The following is a 16,906-nucleotide window of genomic DNA, read 5'->3' on the forward strand; positions in this document are numbered from 1 at the left end:
CTCAGGTCTCCACCACCATGGCGGCGAACTCGCACTCGGCGGCGACCTTGTCGCCCACCAGCGCCTGGCCCGCGAACTTGAACACGTCGCCGCGGTGACGGACCACCCGCACCGGCATCCGGATCACGTCGCCCGGCCGCACCGGCGCACGGAAGCGGCAGTTGTCGGCCGACATGAAGAAGATCGCCTTGCCGCCGACGTCGACTTCCAGCGACTTCGACATCAGCACAGCGCCGGTCTGGGCCATGGCCTCGATCAGCAGCACCCCGGGCATCACCGGATAGCCGGGGAAGTGACCCTGGAAATAGGGCTCGTTCACCGTCACGCATTTGATACCGACGATCGACTCCGAGATCTTGTACTCCTCGCAGCGATCGACCAGCAGGAACGGATAGCGGTGCGGGATCCGCGCCAGCACTTCGGTGATGTCGATCTCGGTGGGGTTGTCCGCCACCGGCGCCTTGCGCGTCATGTCTCTCCCCCACCCTTGCGGCTCGCCATCCGGGCCAGCCACGCGGTCTCTTTCAGCCACTGACGGATCGGCCGCGCCGGCATGCCGCCCCAGGTCTCGCCGGCGGGAATGTCCTTCATCACGCCGGCCGCGGCGCCGACGCGTGCGCCCGCCCCGATCGTCACATGGTCCGCCACCCCGGCCCGGCCGCCGAACTGGGCCCCGTCACCGATCGTCACGCTGCCCGAGACCCCGGTATGGGCGGCCATCACGCAGTTGCGGCCCACGCGGACGTTGTGGGCGATCTGTACAAGGTTGTCGATCTTGGTGTTTTCGCCGATCACCGTGTCCTCGAAGGCCCCCCGGTCGATCGTGGTGTTGGCCCCGATCGACACCCCGTCCTGGATGATCACCCGGCCCAGCTGGGGGATGTCGATCAGCCCCTTTGGCCCCGCGGTGGCGCCGAACCCGGGCTCGCCGATCACCGCCCCGGCCAGGATCTTCACCCGGTCGCCCACCAGGGCGAAGCCGATGGTGACGTTTGGCGCGATCTCGCAGTTGCGCCCGATCGCCACCCCCGGCCCGATAACGCTGCCGGCGCCGATCCGCGTGCCGCGGCCGATGCGGGCGGCGGGGCCGATCACCACCCCGGCGCCCAGGATCACATCGGCCTCCAGCTCGGCATCCGCCGCCATGGCCTGGCTCGCGCCCGGCCGGGGCCGGTGCAGGCGCTGGGCGGCCAGGGCATAGGCCGCCTGCGGGTTGCCGACGCTGAGCACGGCGCAGCCGGCGGGCGCATGTCCCACCAGGGCCGGCGACTGGAAACAGGCGCCGGCGCGGCCGTTGGCCAGCTCGGCGCCGTACCTGCGGTCGGCCAGGAAGGTGATGGTGTCCGCGCCGGCCTGGGCCAGCACCGCCACCCCATAGACCAGCCGCTCGGCGTCCCGCGGATCGGCAAGCTCGGCTCCGGTCAGGGCGGCGAGCTCGCCAAGGCGCACGGGGCCAAGGTCCTCGAAGAATCGCGGATCGGGCATGGGCCGGGTTTTAAGCGCTCGGCCCGCGTCCGTCGCGGCCTAACGGCGCGGAGCCGCCGCGGCCGCCGGCGCCGGCGCCTGGTCCAGCCGTTCGCGATCGAAGGCGAACTGGGTGATCTTGGCGTTCAGCGCGGTGGTCACGGCGCCGGTGATGTCGCCCGCCGGGTTGGCCACCACGATGGCCTGGCGGTTCAGCAGCACCGAGCAGACCTTCTGCTGATAGACTTGGCTGATGAAGGGCTCCATCTCGTCGTAGACACGGCTGATCGCCTTGTCCCGGGTGGCCTCCATTTCGCGCTGGCGCTGCTGGGCCTTGCGCTGGAAGGCGCTGGCGCGGACCTGGACGGCGGCGCCGCGCTGCTCGAAGGCGTCCTGCGCCAGGGTGGCGCGCTGGGCGTCCAGGGCCTTGGCGTCGGTCTCGATAGCGGTCTGCTCGGCGGTCAGCTCGGCGTTCACCTGGGCGGCCAGCTGCTGCAGGCGCGTCTGGACGTATTTGCCGACCGTCGAGGAAGCCAGGACCTGGTCCGGCGAAACCATACACAGGCCGGCGATGGGCGGGCCGTGCGTGACCTGGGGCGTCGGCCCGGCGGCGGGGGCGGCGGGCCGCGGGGCGGCGGGGGCCTGGGCAAGGGCGGCCGTGGCGCCGGAGAGCGCGAAAACCGAGGCGCAACCGGCCGCGGCGAGGGTCTTGAGGGTCATGTCTATTGGAACCTGGTTGAGGTGGAGAATCGGAAGGTTTCTTTTTGGTCGTAGGGCTGGTGGGCCAGGACCTTGCTGAAATCGAACCGGATCGGGCCCATGGGCGACTTCCAGAAGATGCTGATGCCGGCCGAGGCGCGCAGCGAAAGATCGTCACGAATGCAGGTGTTGCGCGTTCCGGGCGTCGCCAGATTGGGCAGCGTCATGGTCGGATCGGCCGGGTTGACGATAGTGGGGTTGGTGCAATCCACGTCGCCGGCGCGATAGTTGCGGTCGGCCTTGTCCAGCTTGCCCAGGGTGCCGAAATCGCTGAACAGCGCGGCCTTGATCCCATACTGGTCGGGCAGGAAGGTCGGCACGGTCAGCTCCACGGTGCCGATGGCATAGGCCTTGCCGCCCAGGGCGTCGGTCCGGCCCAGCGACAGGTCGCGCGGCCCGATCCCGGCCGTCTGGAAGCCCCGGAAATCCAGGCCGCCCTTGTAGTAACGGTCGTTGATCCGCACCGTGTCGCCGGCCCAGCCGGTGACATAGCCGGTGAACCCGGTGACCGAGAAGATGATGTCCTTGGTGAAGCCGTGGAACCAGCCGCCCTCGAGGTCGGTCTTGATATAGTTCACGTCGCCGCCCAGGCCGGCAACGTCCTGGTTGAAGTCGACGTAGAACCCGCGCGTCGGGTTCAGGTAGTCGTTGCGGCGGTCCCACCGCACGCCGTAGCCGATCGACGAGGTCAGCCGGCTGCCCACCTGGTCGCACAGCGCCGAGGACAGCACCTGGCCCTGGGTCGGGTCGCAAAGCAGGCCGTCGATCTGGATATCGTCCTGGCGCAGCGTGTAGCGCACGGCGCCGCGGATATCGATGCTGAGCGGGAAGCTGGCACGCAGCGTGGTGCCGAAGGTCGTGGTCTTGTAGGCCGAGTATTGCGACAGGTCGTAGCGGTAGCCGTAGACGTCGATGCCCGCCGCCACGTCGCGATCCAGGAACCGCGGCTCGGTGAACGAAAAGTCCAGCTGCTGGCGCAGCGACCCAACCGACACCCGCGCTCGTACGTCCTGGCCACGGCCACGGAAGTTGCGCTGGGTGATGCCCAGGTCCAGCACCAGCTGGTCGACCGACGAATAGCCCGCACTGAACGAGAGCTCGCCGGTCGGCTGCTCCTCGACCTTGACCTGCAACGCCGTGCGGTCCGGCGCCGAGCCCGGAATCTCGGTGATCTCGACGTTCTTGAAGAAGCCCAGCGCCCGGATCTGCCGCTTCGAGCGGTCGACAAGGGCGCGGTTGTAGGCGTCGCCTTCCACCACGCTCATTTCGCGGCGGATCACATAGTCCAGGGTCTGGGTGTTGCCGACCACGTCGATGCGGTCGACGTAGACGCGGGGCCCTTCGTTCACCTGGAAGGTCACGTCGACGACGCCCTTCTCGCGGTTCGGCACGTATTTCGGACGCACGTCCACGAAGGCGAAGCCCGCCGCGCCGGCGGCGAAGGTCAGGGCGTCGGTCGACTCCTCGATCTTGGTGTCTTCGTAGAGCTGGCCCGACTTGATCGGCACCAGGGCCTCAAGGACGGTCTTGTCCAGCTTCTGCAGCGTGGTCTCGACGCTGACCTTGCCGAACTTGTATTTCGGCCCCTCGTCGATCGTGTAGGTGATGACGAAGCCGTTCTTGTCCGGTGCCAGTTCCGCCACCGCCGAGGAGACGCGGAAGTCGTAGTAGCCGCGGTTGCGATAGTGCTTGCGCAGCTGCTCCTTGTCGTACTCCAGCCGGTCCGGGTCGTAGTTGGCGTTGTTCGAGAAGAATTTGTACCAGTGGGTCTCCTCGGTCACGACCACGTCGCGCAGGTCGTTGTCCGAGAAGGCGTGATTGCCCAGGAAGTTGACCGAGAGGATGCCGCTCTTCGGGCCCTCATCGATCTTGAAGATCAGGTCGACGCGCTTCTGCGGCAGTTCGATGATCTGCGGCGTCACATTGGCCGAGATGCGACCGGAGCGCCGATAGAGCTCGACGATTCGCTGGACGTCGCCCTGCACCTTGGAGCGGGTGAAGATGCCGCGCGGGCGCACGGTCACCTCGTCGCGCAGCTTGTCTTCCTTGAGGCCATGATTCCCTTCGAAGATCACCCGGTTGATGATCGGGTTCTCCACCACGGTGACGATCAGGTCTCCGTTCTGGAAGTCGATCTTCTCGTCCGAGAACAGGTCGGTGCGGGCCAGCGCCTTCAGCGCCAGGTCCAGCTTCGCCGAATCGATGGTCTCCCCCGGCTGCACCGGCAAGTACGAAATCACGGTCGACTGCTCGATCCGTTCGTTGCCCTGCACCAGAATCCGCTGGATCACCCCGCTCTGCACCTGAGCGAAGGCCACGCCAGGCGCGACGAGTGCGGTCGAGCCCAACAACAGGGCAAGGCCGGTAGCAAGCGCGGCGCGAGAGACGCGGGTTTGAAACATCGAATCAGCCGTTTGAGGGACGTACGGGCCTAGGAGAATAGGCGACCGAACAAATTGAACACACGCAGGCGCTGCAAGTCGTTCCAGGTGGCGAACAACATCAATCCGAGAACGAGTGCAAGGCCCACGCGGTACCCTGCCGCCTGAACCTTGGCGGCAAGAGGGCGCCTCGTAACGGCTTCGTAGCCGTAGAACAACAGATGGCCGCCATCCAGCACCGGAACCGGCAGCAGGTTCATGAACCCGATGCCCACCGAGATCACCCCGGCCAACTCGAACAGCGTGATGACGCCGTTCAGGGCGAAGGTGGCCAGGTTGGGCGAGACCTCGGCCGCCTTCTTGGCCAGGTCTCCGGACAGCTGGGCCATGCCCAGGGGGCCGGCCAGCTGGTCGGCGTTCTCGCGACCGGCGAACAGGCGGCCGACGTAGGTGATCGTCGTGGTGATGGTCCCGACGGTCCGGTCCACGCCGCCGACGATCGCCTGCGGCAGGTTGTAGTGCCGGATGCCGATATCGCTGCGCCGGGTGATCTGACCCAGGCCCAGCTTGCCCAGCTTCTGCGGCCGGCCCAGGTTGTCTATGATGATCCCGCGCCGGGGCGTGGCCGTCAGGGTCACCTGCTGGGGTCCGCGCTGGACCAGGAAATTCATCGGCGTGCCGGTGCTCAGCACGACCTTGCGGGTCAGGGCGGAGAAGCTGTCGATGGACTTGCCGTCCACCTGCAGGATCACGTCACCCTTGTGGAAGCCCGCCTGCTCGGCCGGGCTGCCGCGCTCGACGCTGTCGATCCGGCCCGTGCCGGTCGGCTCGCCCAGCGTCAGCAGCAGGGTGGCGAAGATGGTGATGGCCAGCAGGAAGTTTGCGACCGGCCCCCCCGCCACGATCAGCGCCCGCTGCCAGATCGGCTTGAAGTGGAAATAGCGGTTGATCTCCGCGCCCCGGCCCTCGTCGATCAGCTGCCGGCGCATCGCCGCCAGGTCCTCGGCGTCGGGGATGCTGGCGGCGTTCTCGTCGCCGGCGAAGCGCACGTAGCCGCCGATCGGCAGCCAGCCGATTCGCCATTCCACGCCGGACTTGTCGGTCCAATGGGCGATGGCGCTGCCGAAGCCGATCGAGAACCGGTCGATCTTGGTGCCCAGCGCCTTGGCCGCCAGGAAGTGACCCAGCTCATGAATCGTGACGACCATGCCCAGCACGAGCAGGAACGGGATCACGTAGAACGCCAGGTTCATCAGCAGCGGCATGGGGCGGGTCTACTCCGTCAGGCGGCGGCGAGGCCGATCACGACCTCATCCGCCACGCGCCGAGCCTCGGCGTCGGTGTTTCGGGCGCTCTCGACGGGATCGTTGTCGAGGACGGCAGGGGTCGCCGCGCGATCCATGCGTTCCAGAGTCTCCGCAACCACGTTGGGGATATCGAGAAAGCGGATGCGTCGGTCAAGGAAAGCCGCCACGGCGCGCTCGTTGGCCGCATTCATCGCCGCCGGCGCCCGGCCCCCCCTGGCCAGTGCCTGCTTGGCGATGGAGAGCGACGGAAACCTCTGTGGATCGGGGTGCTGGAAGGTCAGCGGCCCCGCCGTCACCAGGTCAAGCCTGGGCGCGGGCCAAGGCAGCCGGTCGGGCCAGGCGAAGGCGCAGGCGATCGGCGGACGCATGTCCGGCGGCCCCAGCTGGGCCAGCGTCGAGCCGTCGGCATATTCCACCAGGCTGTGGATGATCTGCTGAGGGTGAACCAGGACCTCGATCCGCTCCGGCGGCATGGCAAACAGGTAGGCGGCCTCGATCACCTCGAGGCCCTTGTTCATCATGGTCGCCGAATCGATCGAAATCTTGGCGCCCATCGAGAAGTTGGGGTGGGCCAGCGCCTGTTCCCGCGTCGCCGCCGCCATCTGGGCGTGGGTGGCGTCCCGGAACGGGCCGCCCGAAGAGGTAAGGATCAGGCGCGACACCTGGCCGGCGAGGGCCGGGTCCAGCACCTGGAAGATCGCCGAATGCTCCGAATCGACCGGGATCACCGCCCCGCCCGCCAGCTTGGCGGTCCTCAGCAGGGACGGCCCGGCGCAGACCAGGCTCTCCTTGTTGGCGAGCGCGACTATCGCACCGGCCTTGGCCGCCGCCAGGGTCGGCGCCAGGCCCGCGAAGCCGACGATGGCCGACATCACCCACTGGACCTCGGCCGCGGCCACATCGGTCACCGCCTGGGCGCCGGCCGCCGTGCGGATGCCGGACCCCTGCAACCGCTCGCGCAGCTCCGGCAGCGCGGCCTCGTCCTCGATCACCGCCACCTGTGGACGCCAGCGCAGCGCCTGCTCGGCCAGCCGCGCGGCGTTGCGGCCGGCGGTCAGCGCGAATATCTCGACCTCGACCCCGGCCAGTTCGAACAGCTCCAGCGTCGACATCCCGATGGAGCCGGTGGAGCCCAGGACGCTGACCGTGCGCGGCAGATTCAATGTCCCCATCCCAAATGGTTGGCCAGCCGCAGCGCGGCCATCACCACCACAGCAAACATCAGGCCATCGACCCGGTCGAGCAAGCCGCCATGACCGGGGATCAGATCCCCCGAATCCTTGACCCCGAACCGCCGCTTCAGCGCCGATTCCCACAGGTCGCCGGCCATGGTCGCCAGGCCCACCGCAAGGCCGATGAGGGCGGCGGCAAAGACGTTGAGTTCAAAGGGGCGCAGGATCGGCCAGACCCCCTGCAGGAGGTCGGGAAGCGTCTCCACGCCGACCGCCGCGAGGGTCGCCGCGAGCAGGCCGCCGAAAAAGCCCGACCAGGTCTTGTTGGGCGAGAACCGGGGCCAAAGCTTGGGCCCTTTCAGGATGCTGCCGACCGCGAATGCTCCGATGTCCGCGCCCCAGGTCGCGGCGAATAGCATCATCATCCACCACTCGCCCTGGTTGGTGCCGCGCAGCCAGACTAGGCAGAGCGCCGCCGGCGCGATGTAGAGCACGCCGTAGGCGGCGTCCGCCGGGCGCTCCGCGACGCCCCGCGCGACGACAGCCGCGGCGGCGGCTGAAGCCAGGATCGCCGCCCACGCCCAGTGGAAGTGTCCGCGGTAACCCACGAAAACCGCTATCAGAACCGCCGCCGCCACCGCCGCCGCCACCCGGGTCGGCGAGACCGGCGCGCTCATCCCGCCCCACTCGATAGCCAGCAGGGCCACGCCGATGGCGATCAGCACCAGATAGGGCCAGCCGCCGAACCACGTCGCCGCCAGGGCGGCAGGTCCGATCACCGCGGCCGACGCAACGCGCAGGCCGAGGTTGGACCAATCGAACCGCTTAGCCGGCGGCGAGGACGTCATCGGCAACGTTTGCGCCATAGCGCCTGTCCCGGGTGGCGAATTCCGCCAGCGCCGCCTTCAGGTGCTCCTCGCCGTAGTCGGGCCAGAGCACGTCCTGGAACACCAGTTCCGCATAGGCCGCTTCCCAGAGCAGGAAGTTCGACAGCCGCTGTTCCCCCGACGGCCGCACGATCACATCCGGCGCCGGCGCGCCGGAGGTGGCCAGCAGGCCGGCGAACATCGCCTCGTCGAGGTCGGCGGGGGACTTGCGTCCGGCCGCCACCTCCTCGGCGAAGGCCCGCGCCGCGTCGGCGATGTCGGCCTGGCCGCCGTAGTTGAAGGCGATGTTGAGGTGGAAGGCGCGGTTGCGGTCGGTGCGGACCTGGGCGTCCTCCACCAGCCGCACCAACTCCTTCGACAGCCCCTCGCGCCGGCCGATGACCCGGACCCGCACGCCCTCGCGCTCCAGGCGGCCGATGTCGCTCTCGAAATAGCGCTTCGGCAGGGCCATCAGCTCGGCGACCTCGGCCGCGGGCCGGCTCCAGTTCTCGGTGGAAAAGCCGAACACCGTCAGCCAGCCGATGCCCAGGCCCGGCGCCGCCGACACCGTGCGCTTCAGCGCCTCGACCCCGGCGCGGTGGCCTAGCGATCGCGGCAGGCCCCGCTGCTTCGCCCAGCGGCCGTTGCCATCCATGACGATCGCCACGTGCAGGAGCCGTTCAGACCCTTCTGACGTAGACGAACCCGCGAACGGTAACTTCTCGGCGGCGGCCATAACTGAGCGAAAATCCTGCGCGAGCTTCAGACGTGCATGATCTCTTGTTCTTTTGTTTTCAAGGCTTCGTCCACGCGCCTGATGGCTTCGTCGGTGATCTTCTGCACCTCGGTCTCCATGCGCTTCTCCTCGTCCTCGCCGATGACGCCGTCCTTCTTGGCCCGGCGGCAGTCCTCGTTGGCGTCGCGACGGATGTTGCGGACGGCGACGCGCTGCTGCTCGGCGTACTTTCCGGCCAGCTTGGCGAGGTCCTTGCGCCGTTCCTCGGTGAGCGGGGGGATCGGCAGGCGCAGCGTGGTGCCGTCCACGACCGGGTTCAGCCCCAGGTCCGACGAGCGGATCGCCTTCTCCACCGAGATCACCAGGGCCCGGTCCCAGACGCTGACCGTGATCATCCGCGGCTCGGGGACGCTGACCGCCCCCACCTGGTTGATCGGCACCGACGAGCCGTAGGCGTCGACCCTGATCTGGTCCAGCAGGCCGGCGTTGGCCCGGCCGGTGCGCAGGGAGGCGAACTCGTCCATCAGCGCGCCGACGGACTTGTCCATGCGCTCCTTGTACTTCGAAAGCACCGGCTTCTCGGTCGTGGCCATGGCGGCGTCTCCGTCTTGACGTCTCTGGGGACTGTAGGCTTCAGGCGATGGTCGTGAAGACGCCCTCACCCTTCAGCACTTTCAACAGATTGCCCCGTTCGCGGATATTGAACACCACGATCGGGATGTGATTGTTGCGCATCAGGCTGACCGCGGAGGCGTCCATGACCTTCAGGTCCTGGCCCAGCACGTCCTGATAGCTCAGGGTGTCATACCGCTTGGCGGCAGGATCCTTCTTGGGATCGGCCGTGTAGACGCCGTCGACGCTGGTGCCCTTGAACAGGGCGTCACAGCCCATCTCGGCGGCGCGCAGGGCGGCCGGGGTGTCGGTGGTGAAGAACGGCGCGCCCAGGCCGGCGGCGAAGATCACCACCCGGCCCTTTTCCAGGTGCCGCAGTGCGCGGCGGCGGATGTAGGGCTCGCAGACCGCCTCCATCGGGATCGCCGACTGCACGCGGGTGAAGACGCCGATCTTCTCCAGCGAAGCCTGCAGCGCCAGCGCGTTCATCACCGTGGCCAGCATGCCCATGTAGTCGGCGCTGGCCCGCTCCATCCCGGCCTCGGCCAGGGCCGCGCCGCGGAAGATGTTGCCGCCGCCCACGACGACACAGACCTGGATGCCCGCCTGGATCACCTGGGCGATCTCCTCTGAGACCGCCGCCAGGGTCTTGGGGTCGATCCCGAAGCTGTCACCGCCGACGCCGGCTTCCCCAGAGAGCTTGAGGAGGATGCGCTTGAAGCGGGGCACATTCTTTTCGGTCAATTGGACTGCGGCCATCGGTGAGTCCTGAAAGCAAGCGGGGAGAACATACAGCAAGGGCGCGGCGCGTCGAATGCGCCGCGCCCTCTGGGAAGTCAGGCCGGAAAGGCTAGGACTTGCCGGTCATCGACGCCACTTCAGCGGCGAAATCGTCGACCTTCTTCTCCACGCCCTCGCCCAGGGCGAAGCGCACGAAGCCCTTCACCGTCACCGGCGAGCCGAGGTCCTTGGCCGTGTCAGCCACTAGTTGCTCTATGGTCTTGTCGGGATCCATCACGAAGGGCTGCTTCAGCAGCACGACCTCTTCCTGCCACTTGCGGATCCGGCCCTCGACCATCTTCTCGGCGATCTCGCGGGGCTTGCCCGATTCGACCGCCATCTGGGTCTGGATCTCGCGCTCCTTGGCCACCACCGCCGGGTCCAGCTCGCTGGTGTCCAGCGCCAGTGGCGGGGTCGGGGTGCCCGCTACGTGCAGGGCGATGCGGCGCGCCACCTCCTTCAGCGTCGCCTGGTCGCCGGCGCCTTCCAGCGCCACCAGCACGGCCAGCTTGCCGACGTCGTCGGCTTCCTTGTTGTGCAGATAGAGCGCAACGGCCCCTTGGCCGACCGAAAGGCGAGCCGAACGGCGCACGCGCATGTTCTCGCCGATCGTGGCGACCAGGTTGGTGACCTTCTCGCCCACGGTCTCGCCTGAGGCGGTCTTGGCCGCGGTGATCGCGTCCACGTCGCCGTCCACGCCCAGCGCGATCTCCGCGATGTCGCGCGCGGCGCCCTGGAACGTCGCGTTCTTCGAGACGAAGTCGGTCTCGGCGTTCAGCTCGATGACCACGCCGGTCTTGCCGTCCTGGCTCACCTTGCCGGCCACCAGGCCTTCGGCCGCGGCGCGGTCGGCCTTCTTGGCGGCCTTGGCCAGGCCCTTGGTGCGCAGCCAGTCCATGGCCGCGTCCATGTTGCCGTCGGTTTCCACCAGCGCCTTCTTGCAGTCCATCATGCCAACGCCGGATTTTTCGCGCAGGTCCTTGACCAGCGCAGCGGTGATTTCCGCCATGGTCAGCTCCTTCAGGGTGTTTGAATCACGCCGGTCCCCTGGATGGGAACCGCCGTCGGGGTCAGGTGTCGGCCGGACGCGAACGGCGCCCGGCCGGCCAGTTGCTACTCGCTCGCCGCGCCAGCGCCGGTTTCAGCCGTCTCGGCCTCCGCGGCGGTGGTATCGGGCTCGGTCGCCGGGGCTTCCACCACCGCTGCAGCCACCGGAGCCTCAGCCACGGGGGCTTCAGCCGCGGGGGACGCGGCCGCGCCGGTCATCTCGGCTTCCAGGGCCGCGGTTTCCGGGGCGGAGACCTCGGGTTCAGCCACCGGCTCCGGGGTCAGCTTGCGCGCCAGGGTCGGCTCCATGGGAGCTTCCGAGGCGCCCAGGTCGACGCCCGAGGCCGCCTGCCCGGCCGCCAGGCCATCTAGGACCGAATCGGCCAGCAGGTCGCAGTAGAGCTGGATGGCGCGCGCGGCGTCGTCGTTGCCGGGGATCGGATAGGTGATCCCGTCCGGGTTCGAGTTGGTGTCCAGGATCGCGATGACCGGGATATTCAGCTTGCGGGCTTCCTGGATCGCGATGGCTTCCTTGTTGGTGTCGATCACGAACATCAGGTCGGGGATGCCGCCCATGTCCTTGATCCCGCCCAGGCTGAGCTCCAGCTTGTCGCGCTCGCGGGTCAGCTGCAGCAGCTCCTTCTTGGAGCGGCCCTGGTTCTCGCCGGCCACCAGGGCGTCGACTTCGCGCAGGCGCGCGATCGATGCCGAGACGGTGCGCCAGTTGGTCAGCGTGCCGCCCAGCCAGCGGTGGTTCACATAGTACTGGGCGCAGCGCTTGGCGGCCGTGGCGATCGGCTCGGAGGCCTGGCGCTTGGTGCCCACGAACAGGATGCGACCGCCGCCGGCGGCGATCTCGCGCACCTTCACCAGGGCCTGGTGCAGCAGCGGGATCGACTGGCTCAGGTCGATGATGTGGATGTTGGAGCGCGAGCCGAAGATGTACTTGTCCATCTTCGGGTTCCACCGGTGCGTCTGGTGGCCGAAGTGGGCGCCGCTCTCGAGCAGCTGGCGCATGGAGAATTCAGGCAGAGCCATAGTCTGTGTCTCGTCTTTCTTCCGGTTGAACCTCCGCGGGCAAACCCTCCCGAAGGAGGACCGGAACGGACACTGGCGGGATGTCTCCCCGCCAAGCCGCACACCCGCGTGTGGATTGAAGCGGCGCGTGTAGTTGGAACCGCCGGAAAAATCAAGCGCACTGACGTGGAGCCGCCACATTGGGCTGGCTGGATGGCGGCTTCGGCTGGAGGTTTTCCGATGCGTTGTGTGGCTCCGTTCGTCGTGCTCGCCGTGGCTTCCGTCCTGCCGGTCGCGGCCTATGCCGGCCATCGCGCCCGGCCGCCGGCCGCTCCCGCGCCGTCCGCGGCGAGAACCGGGGCGGCCGCAGCCGTGATGGGGCCGCTGGACGCCGCGCTCGCCGGCGCGCCGGCGACCGTCGGAGGCGGCTCGAAGAGCGCGGCGGGCGACGGCCTGACGGTGTCCACCGCCTCCGGCCGGCCCGGCGCGCTTACGAAGGGCAACCTCGACGTCGCGCCCCGAAGCATTCCGTTGCCGGCGATGGACGTCGCCGTCCGCAGCGGCCCTAGACCTTAGCGGCGCGGCTTGGAGTCAGGTCCAAACAGGCTGGTCGTCGTCGGCTTCGGCTTCGGGGCCGGCTTGTAGGGGTCCGGCTGGTCGTCCGAGGAATAGGTCGACTGGCCGTGGAACGGCTTGAAGGCCGGCGGCGCGTGGGGCTCGCTTGGCGGCTTCGGCGCTTCGGGCGCGCGGGGCGCGGCCTGCGGGGCCCAGTGCGAGCTTGGCGCCGCGTGGGAGCCGGGCGCGAAGGTCCCATAGCCCTGGGCGGTCGCCGTACCGCCAAGCCCGGCCACGGCCACCGCCACGATCAGTCCAAATTGCAGTCTCAAAACCCACCCTCCCAGATTGCTGCGACTATCGGCGTCGACAGAGGCCGGCCCGTCAAGGGCCAGGCCACCGCCGCGCCTCAAAGATCCTCGACGAACACCACGCCCGGCGCGGTCTTGATGGCGCCGCGCACCGCCCCGTCCAGGGTGAAGCGGCCGGGTAGCTTCATCTCGACCTCGCGACCGCCCTCCAGCCCCGCCACCAGCACGATCTCGCCGCCACGACTGTTGACGACGCCTTCCAGCCGCCGCTTCAGGGCCTCGATCTCGGCGCTGCGCGGGGCCAGGTGGACGCGCAGCCCGGCGACCACGTTCTCGATCGCCTTCTCCACCGGTTCCACATCGTCGCCGAAGAACCGCACCTCGCCGTCGCTGGCCTTGGCGCGGACCCGGATCGACACCGCCCGGCCGGGCTCCAGCAGGTCGCGGCACTTCTTCAGCGACTCCGGCGGGAACAGCACCTCATATTCCCCGGTGGGATCCGATAGGGTGACGAAGGCGAACTTCTCCCCGGTCCGCGACGGCCGCTCCTGCTTGCGCCGGATCACCCCGGCCATCCTGAGCGCCTCCGCCCCGGCCAGGGCCTTGGCGATGGCGTCGGTCAGCAAGTCGGTGCGCTTGCGCCGCAGCGCCTCGACCATGTCGTCCAGCGGGTGGCCCGAGAGATAGAAGCCCACCGCCGCCAGCTCCTCGTCCAGCCGTTCCGTCGGCGTCCAGGGCTCGCGCTGGGCCAGCCGCTTCTGGACGTTGGCGCGGGCGTCGACCTTGTCGGACGCGAACAGGCCGGCCTGCTCTGAGGTCTCGCGCGCGTTGACACTCTGGCCGTGCCCAACCAGCACGTCGGCGGCCTCGAACAGCTGGGCGCGGTTGGGATAGATGGTGTCGAAGGCGCCGGCCCGGGCCAGGGTCTCGAAGGTGCGTTTATTGACCTGGCGGGGGTCCACCCGCTCCACGAAGTCGAAGATGTCGGTAAACGGCCCGCCCTCGCGGCGCACCTGGGCCACGTGCTCCATCGCCTGCAGGCCGACGTTGCGGATCGCGCCCAGCGCATACAGCACCTCGCCGGCCTCGACCTCGAAATCGGCCGCCGAGCGGTTCACGTCCGGCGGCCGGATCTTCACCCCGAACCGCTTAGCGTCCTGGTAGAACACCGCCAGCTTGTCGGTGTTGGCGATGTCCAGGCTCATCGAGGCGGCGAAGAACTCCACCGGGTGGTTGGCCTTCAGCCAGGCGGTCTGGTAGCTGACCACGGCATAGGCCGCGGCGTGCGACTTGTTGAAGCCGTAGCCGGCGAACTTGTCGACCAGGTCGAAGATCGCGCCCGCCTGCTGCGCCGAGACGGCCTTTTCGGCGGCGCCGGAGATGAAGCGCGCCCGCTGCTGCTCCATCTCCTCCTTCTTCTTCTTGCCCATGGCGCGGCGCAGCAGGTCGGCCTCGCCCAGGCTGTAGCCGGCCAGGATCTGAGCGATCTGCATCACCTGTTCCTGGTAGACGATGACGCCATAGGTCTGCTTCAGCACCTCTTCCAGGCTGGGGTGCAGGTAGTCGATGGGCTTGCGGCCGAACTTGCAGTCCACGAACAGCGGGATGTTGTCCATCGGCCCCGGCCGGTAGAGCGCCCCGATGGCGGTGACATCCTCGATGGAGTTGGGCCGCAGCTGGCGCAGGGTGTCGCGCATCCCCTGGCCTTCCAGCTGGAACACCCCGATGGTCAGGGCATTGCTCATCAGGTCGTAGGTGGCCTGGTCATCCAGCGGCAATGCCGCCATGTCCACCGACGCCCCGCGCTTCTCCAGGTGCTTCACCGCCCGGTCGATGACGGTCAGCGTCTTCAGGCCCAGGAAGTCGAATTTCACCAGCCCGGCGCTCTCCACCCACTTCATGTTGAACTGGGTGGCCGGCAGGTCGGAGCGCGGATCGCGGTAGAGCGGCGTCAGTTCGGTCAGCGGCCGGTCGCCGATCACCACCCCGGCGGCATGGGTCGAGGCGTTACGGTAGAGGCCCTCTAGCTGCAGGGCGATCTCCAGCAGACGCGCCACCCCCTCGTCGCGCTTGCGTTCCTCCTGCAGCCGGGGTTCGACCTCGATCGCCTGGGCCAGGGTCACCGGATTGGCGGGGTTGGCCGGCACCATCTTGGCCAGCCGGTCCACCTGGCCTAGCGGCAGTTGCAGAACCCGGCCCACGTCGCGCAGCACCGCGCGCGCCTGCAGGGTGCCGAAGGTGATGATCTGCGCCACCCGGTCGCGGCCATAGCGGGCCTGGACGTAGGAGATCACCTCCTCGCGCCGCTCCTGGCAGAAGTCGATGTCGAAGTCGGGCATCGACACCCGCTCCGGGTTCAGGAACCGCTCGAACAGCAGGCCATACTGCAACGGGTCCAGGTCGGTGATGGTCAGCGAATAGGCCACCAGCGAACCTGCGCCAGAGCCCCGACCGGGACCGACAGGTATGCCGCGCGCCTTGGCCCATTTGATGAAGTCGGCCACGATCAGGAAGTAGCCGGGGAACCCCATCTGGGTGATCACCTGGATCTCCCGCTCCAGCCGCGCCTCATAGTCGGCGACCGGGAAGATGTTGGCGCGGCCGGCGGCGATCCGCAGCCTAAGGCCCTCGCGAGCCTGATAGGCCAGTTCCTCGGCCTCGGTGCGGCCGTCGCTGCCGGGGAAGCGCGGCAGCAGCGGATCGCGCTTGGCGACCATGAAGGCGCAGCGCCGGGCGATATCCAGGGTGTTGTCGCAGGCCTCCGGCAGGTCGGCGAACAGCGCCCGCATCTCCGCGGCCGACTTGAAGCCGTGCTCGGGTGTGACGCGCCGCCGCTCGTCCTGGCCGACGAAGGCGCCGTCGGCGATGCACAGCAGCACGTCGTGCGCGGCATAGGTCTGGGCGTTCTTGAAATAGACGTCGTTGGTCGCCACCAGGGCCACATCGTGGTCATAGGCGAAGCCCACCAGCCCGCCCTCGGCCGCCGCCTCGCCCGGGGTCCCGTGCCGCTGCAGCTCGACATAGAAGCGGTCGCCGAACACCCGCTTCATCTCCGCAAGGGCGGCGCGGCCTTCGGGAACCTTGCCCGCCGTGAACAGCGGATCGACCGGCCCGTCCGGCCCGCCCGACAGCAGGATCAGCCCCTCGGCGTGGGCGCAGACCTTGTCCCAGTGGACGTTGGGGTCCTCGGTCGCCTCGACCTCCAGATAGGCCATCGACGACAGTTCGCAGAGGTTGAGGTAGCCCCGCTCGCTCTGGACCAGCAGCACGATCGTCGGCGTCTTGGCCCAGCGCTCAGGCGCCCGATCGCCGATCCCGGTGACCGGCAGGGCGCAGCCCACGATCGGCTGCACCCCCTCGCCCTTGGTGGCGACGGAGAATTCCAGGGCCCCGAACAGGTTGGCCCGGTCAGTGATCGCCACCGCCGGCATGCGGTCGGCCCGCGCCAGCCCGCCGATCTTGTCGGCCTTGATGGCGCCTTCCAGCAGCGAATAGGCCGAGCGCACCCGCAGATGGACGAAGCCGCCGTCGTCGTCCGTCACCCTGGCCGCCTCTCCCATGCGCATGGCCGTCAGCCCAGATGCATGGCCACGGCGCAGACCATCCAGACAAAGCTCGCCACCGACGCAAAGGCCAGTGATTCCCGGGCCAGACGAACCATCTCGCGCATCCTCCTGTGCGGGCCCTGTGGAGAACCCAAAGTCGTTCCGTTTTCGTTCTTATTCCCCTTTTGTTCTGACAGTCAACCCCGTCGATGCGTGGGCCCCGGCGGCGAAGGTGATCCATTGTGCAGGCTCGGACGCCTCTTCTTGTTACGCCCATTCCGAGACGGCCCGCCCTTGGACTGGTTGCAATGGGAGCACGCCCGCTTCAGTCGACCCGGTTGCCGGGCCTTGGGA

Annotated in this window: 16 protein-coding genes; 1 reads left to right on the top strand and 15 read right to left on the bottom strand. The window is 68.4% G+C overall.

Annotated features, from left to right (window positions below; genetic code table 11):
- Window position 1: 1 nt before the first annotated feature.
- The 12 genes from fabZ to rpsB all read right to left on the bottom strand — a co-directional run bounded on the left by fabZ (window position 2) and on the right by rpsB (window position 12,162).
- Window positions 2-472 carry a 3-hydroxyacyl-ACP dehydratase FabZ gene (gene fabZ / locus Q0R13_RS19090; protein ID WP_293906932.1) on the bottom strand — a complete coding sequence of 157 codons (471 nt, stop codon included), beginning with the start codon at window positions 470-472 and terminating at the stop codon, window positions 2-4.
- Window positions 469-1,485, bottom strand: a complete 1,017-nt coding sequence (gene lpxD, locus Q0R13_RS19095) for a UDP-3-O-(3-hydroxymyristoyl)glucosamine N-acyltransferase (RefSeq protein WP_293906934.1) — start codon at window positions 1,483-1,485, stop codon at window positions 469-471. Before lpxD ends, fabZ begins: the two co-directional genes overlap by 4 nt.
- A 39-nt stretch (window positions 1,486-1,524) precedes the next feature.
- Window positions 1,525-2,184 (bottom strand): OmpH family outer membrane protein, encoded by a 660-nt coding sequence (locus Q0R13_RS19100; protein ID WP_293906936.1) that lies wholly within the window; start codon window positions 2,182-2,184, stop codon window positions 1,525-1,527.
- Window positions 2,185-2,186: 2 nt separating this feature from the next.
- Window positions 2,187-4,625: an outer membrane protein assembly factor BamA gene (gene bamA, locus Q0R13_RS19105; RefSeq protein ID WP_293906938.1), complete on the bottom strand. Its 2,439-nt coding sequence runs from the start codon at window positions 4,623-4,625 to the stop codon at window positions 2,187-2,189.
- 29 nt (window positions 4,626-4,654) lie between these two features.
- Window positions 4,655-5,869 (bottom strand): RIP metalloprotease, encoded by a 1,215-nt coding sequence (locus Q0R13_RS19110; RefSeq protein ID WP_293906940.1) that lies wholly within the window; start codon window positions 5,867-5,869, stop codon window positions 4,655-4,657.
- 17 nt (window positions 5,870-5,886) lie between these two features.
- Window positions 5,887-7,083 (bottom strand): 1-deoxy-D-xylulose-5-phosphate reductoisomerase, encoded by a 1,197-nt coding sequence (dxr, locus tag Q0R13_RS19115; protein ID WP_293906942.1) that lies wholly within the window; start codon window positions 7,081-7,083, stop codon window positions 5,887-5,889.
- Complete coding sequence (locus Q0R13_RS19120) at window positions 7,071-7,949, bottom strand: phosphatidate cytidylyltransferase (RefSeq protein ID WP_293906944.1); 879 nt, start codon at window positions 7,947-7,949, stop codon at window positions 7,071-7,073. The genes dxr and Q0R13_RS19120 overlap by 13 nt, the downstream gene beginning before the upstream one ends.
- Entirely contained in the window at window positions 7,909-8,604 is a 696-nt protein-coding gene (uppS, locus tag Q0R13_RS19125; RefSeq protein WP_293906946.1) for a polyprenyl diphosphate synthase, read from the bottom strand. Before uppS ends, Q0R13_RS19120 begins: the two co-directional genes overlap by 41 nt.
- A gap of 107 nt (window positions 8,605-8,711) precedes the next feature.
- A complete protein-coding gene (gene frr / locus Q0R13_RS19130; RefSeq protein WP_293906948.1) occupies window positions 8,712-9,278 on the bottom strand; it encodes a ribosome recycling factor in 567 nt (188 codons plus the stop codon).
- Window positions 9,279-9,318: 40 nt separating this feature from the next.
- Window positions 9,319-10,056, bottom strand: coding sequence for a UMP kinase (gene pyrH / locus Q0R13_RS19135; RefSeq protein ID WP_293906950.1), 738 nt, complete (start codon window positions 10,054-10,056; stop codon window positions 9,319-9,321).
- Between the two features lie 91 nt (window positions 10,057-10,147).
- Window positions 10,148-11,086: a translation elongation factor Ts gene (gene tsf, locus Q0R13_RS19140; protein ID WP_293906952.1), complete on the bottom strand. Its 939-nt coding sequence runs from the start codon at window positions 11,084-11,086 to the stop codon at window positions 10,148-10,150.
- A 104-nt stretch (window positions 11,087-11,190) separates the two neighbouring features.
- Window positions 11,191-12,162: a 30S ribosomal protein S2 gene (rpsB, locus tag Q0R13_RS19145; RefSeq protein ID WP_293906954.1), complete on the bottom strand. Its 972-nt coding sequence runs from the start codon at window positions 12,160-12,162 to the stop codon at window positions 11,191-11,193.
- A gap of 219 nt (window positions 12,163-12,381) precedes the next feature.
- Here rpsB and Q0R13_RS19150 point away from each other — a divergent pair, with 219 nt between their 5' ends.
- Window positions 12,382-12,717 carry a hypothetical protein gene (locus tag Q0R13_RS19150; RefSeq protein ID WP_293906956.1) on the top strand — a complete coding sequence of 112 codons (336 nt, stop codon included), beginning with the start codon at window positions 12,382-12,384 and terminating at the stop codon, window positions 12,715-12,717.
- Here the strand turns inward: Q0R13_RS19150 and Q0R13_RS19155 are convergent.
- The 3 genes from Q0R13_RS19155 to sidA all read right to left on the bottom strand — a co-directional run bounded on the left by Q0R13_RS19155 (window position 12,714) and on the right by sidA (window position 16,668).
- Window positions 12,714-13,028, bottom strand: coding sequence for a hypothetical protein (locus Q0R13_RS19155; protein WP_293906958.1), 315 nt, complete (start codon window positions 13,026-13,028; stop codon window positions 12,714-12,716). The genes Q0R13_RS19150 and Q0R13_RS19155 overlap by 4 nt on opposite strands.
- Window positions 13,029-13,105: 77 nt before the next feature.
- The gene (gene dnaE, locus Q0R13_RS19160; protein ID WP_293906960.1) at window positions 13,106-16,549 is read right to left on the bottom strand and encodes a DNA polymerase III subunit alpha; all 3,444 of its coding nucleotides are present in this window, start codon (window positions 16,547-16,549) and stop codon (window positions 13,106-13,108) included.
- Window positions 16,550-16,578: 29 nt separating this feature from the next.
- Window positions 16,579-16,668 (bottom strand): cell division inhibitor SidA, encoded by a 90-nt coding sequence (gene sidA / locus Q0R13_RS19165; protein ID WP_293906962.1) that lies wholly within the window; start codon window positions 16,666-16,668, stop codon window positions 16,579-16,581.
- Between the last annotated feature and the right edge of the window lie 238 nt (window positions 16,669-16,906).

Origin of the sequence: Phenylobacterium sp., from assembly GCF_025351295.1 — a bacterium.
Lineage (GTDB): Bacteria > Pseudomonadota > Alphaproteobacteria > Caulobacterales > Caulobacteraceae > Phenylobacterium.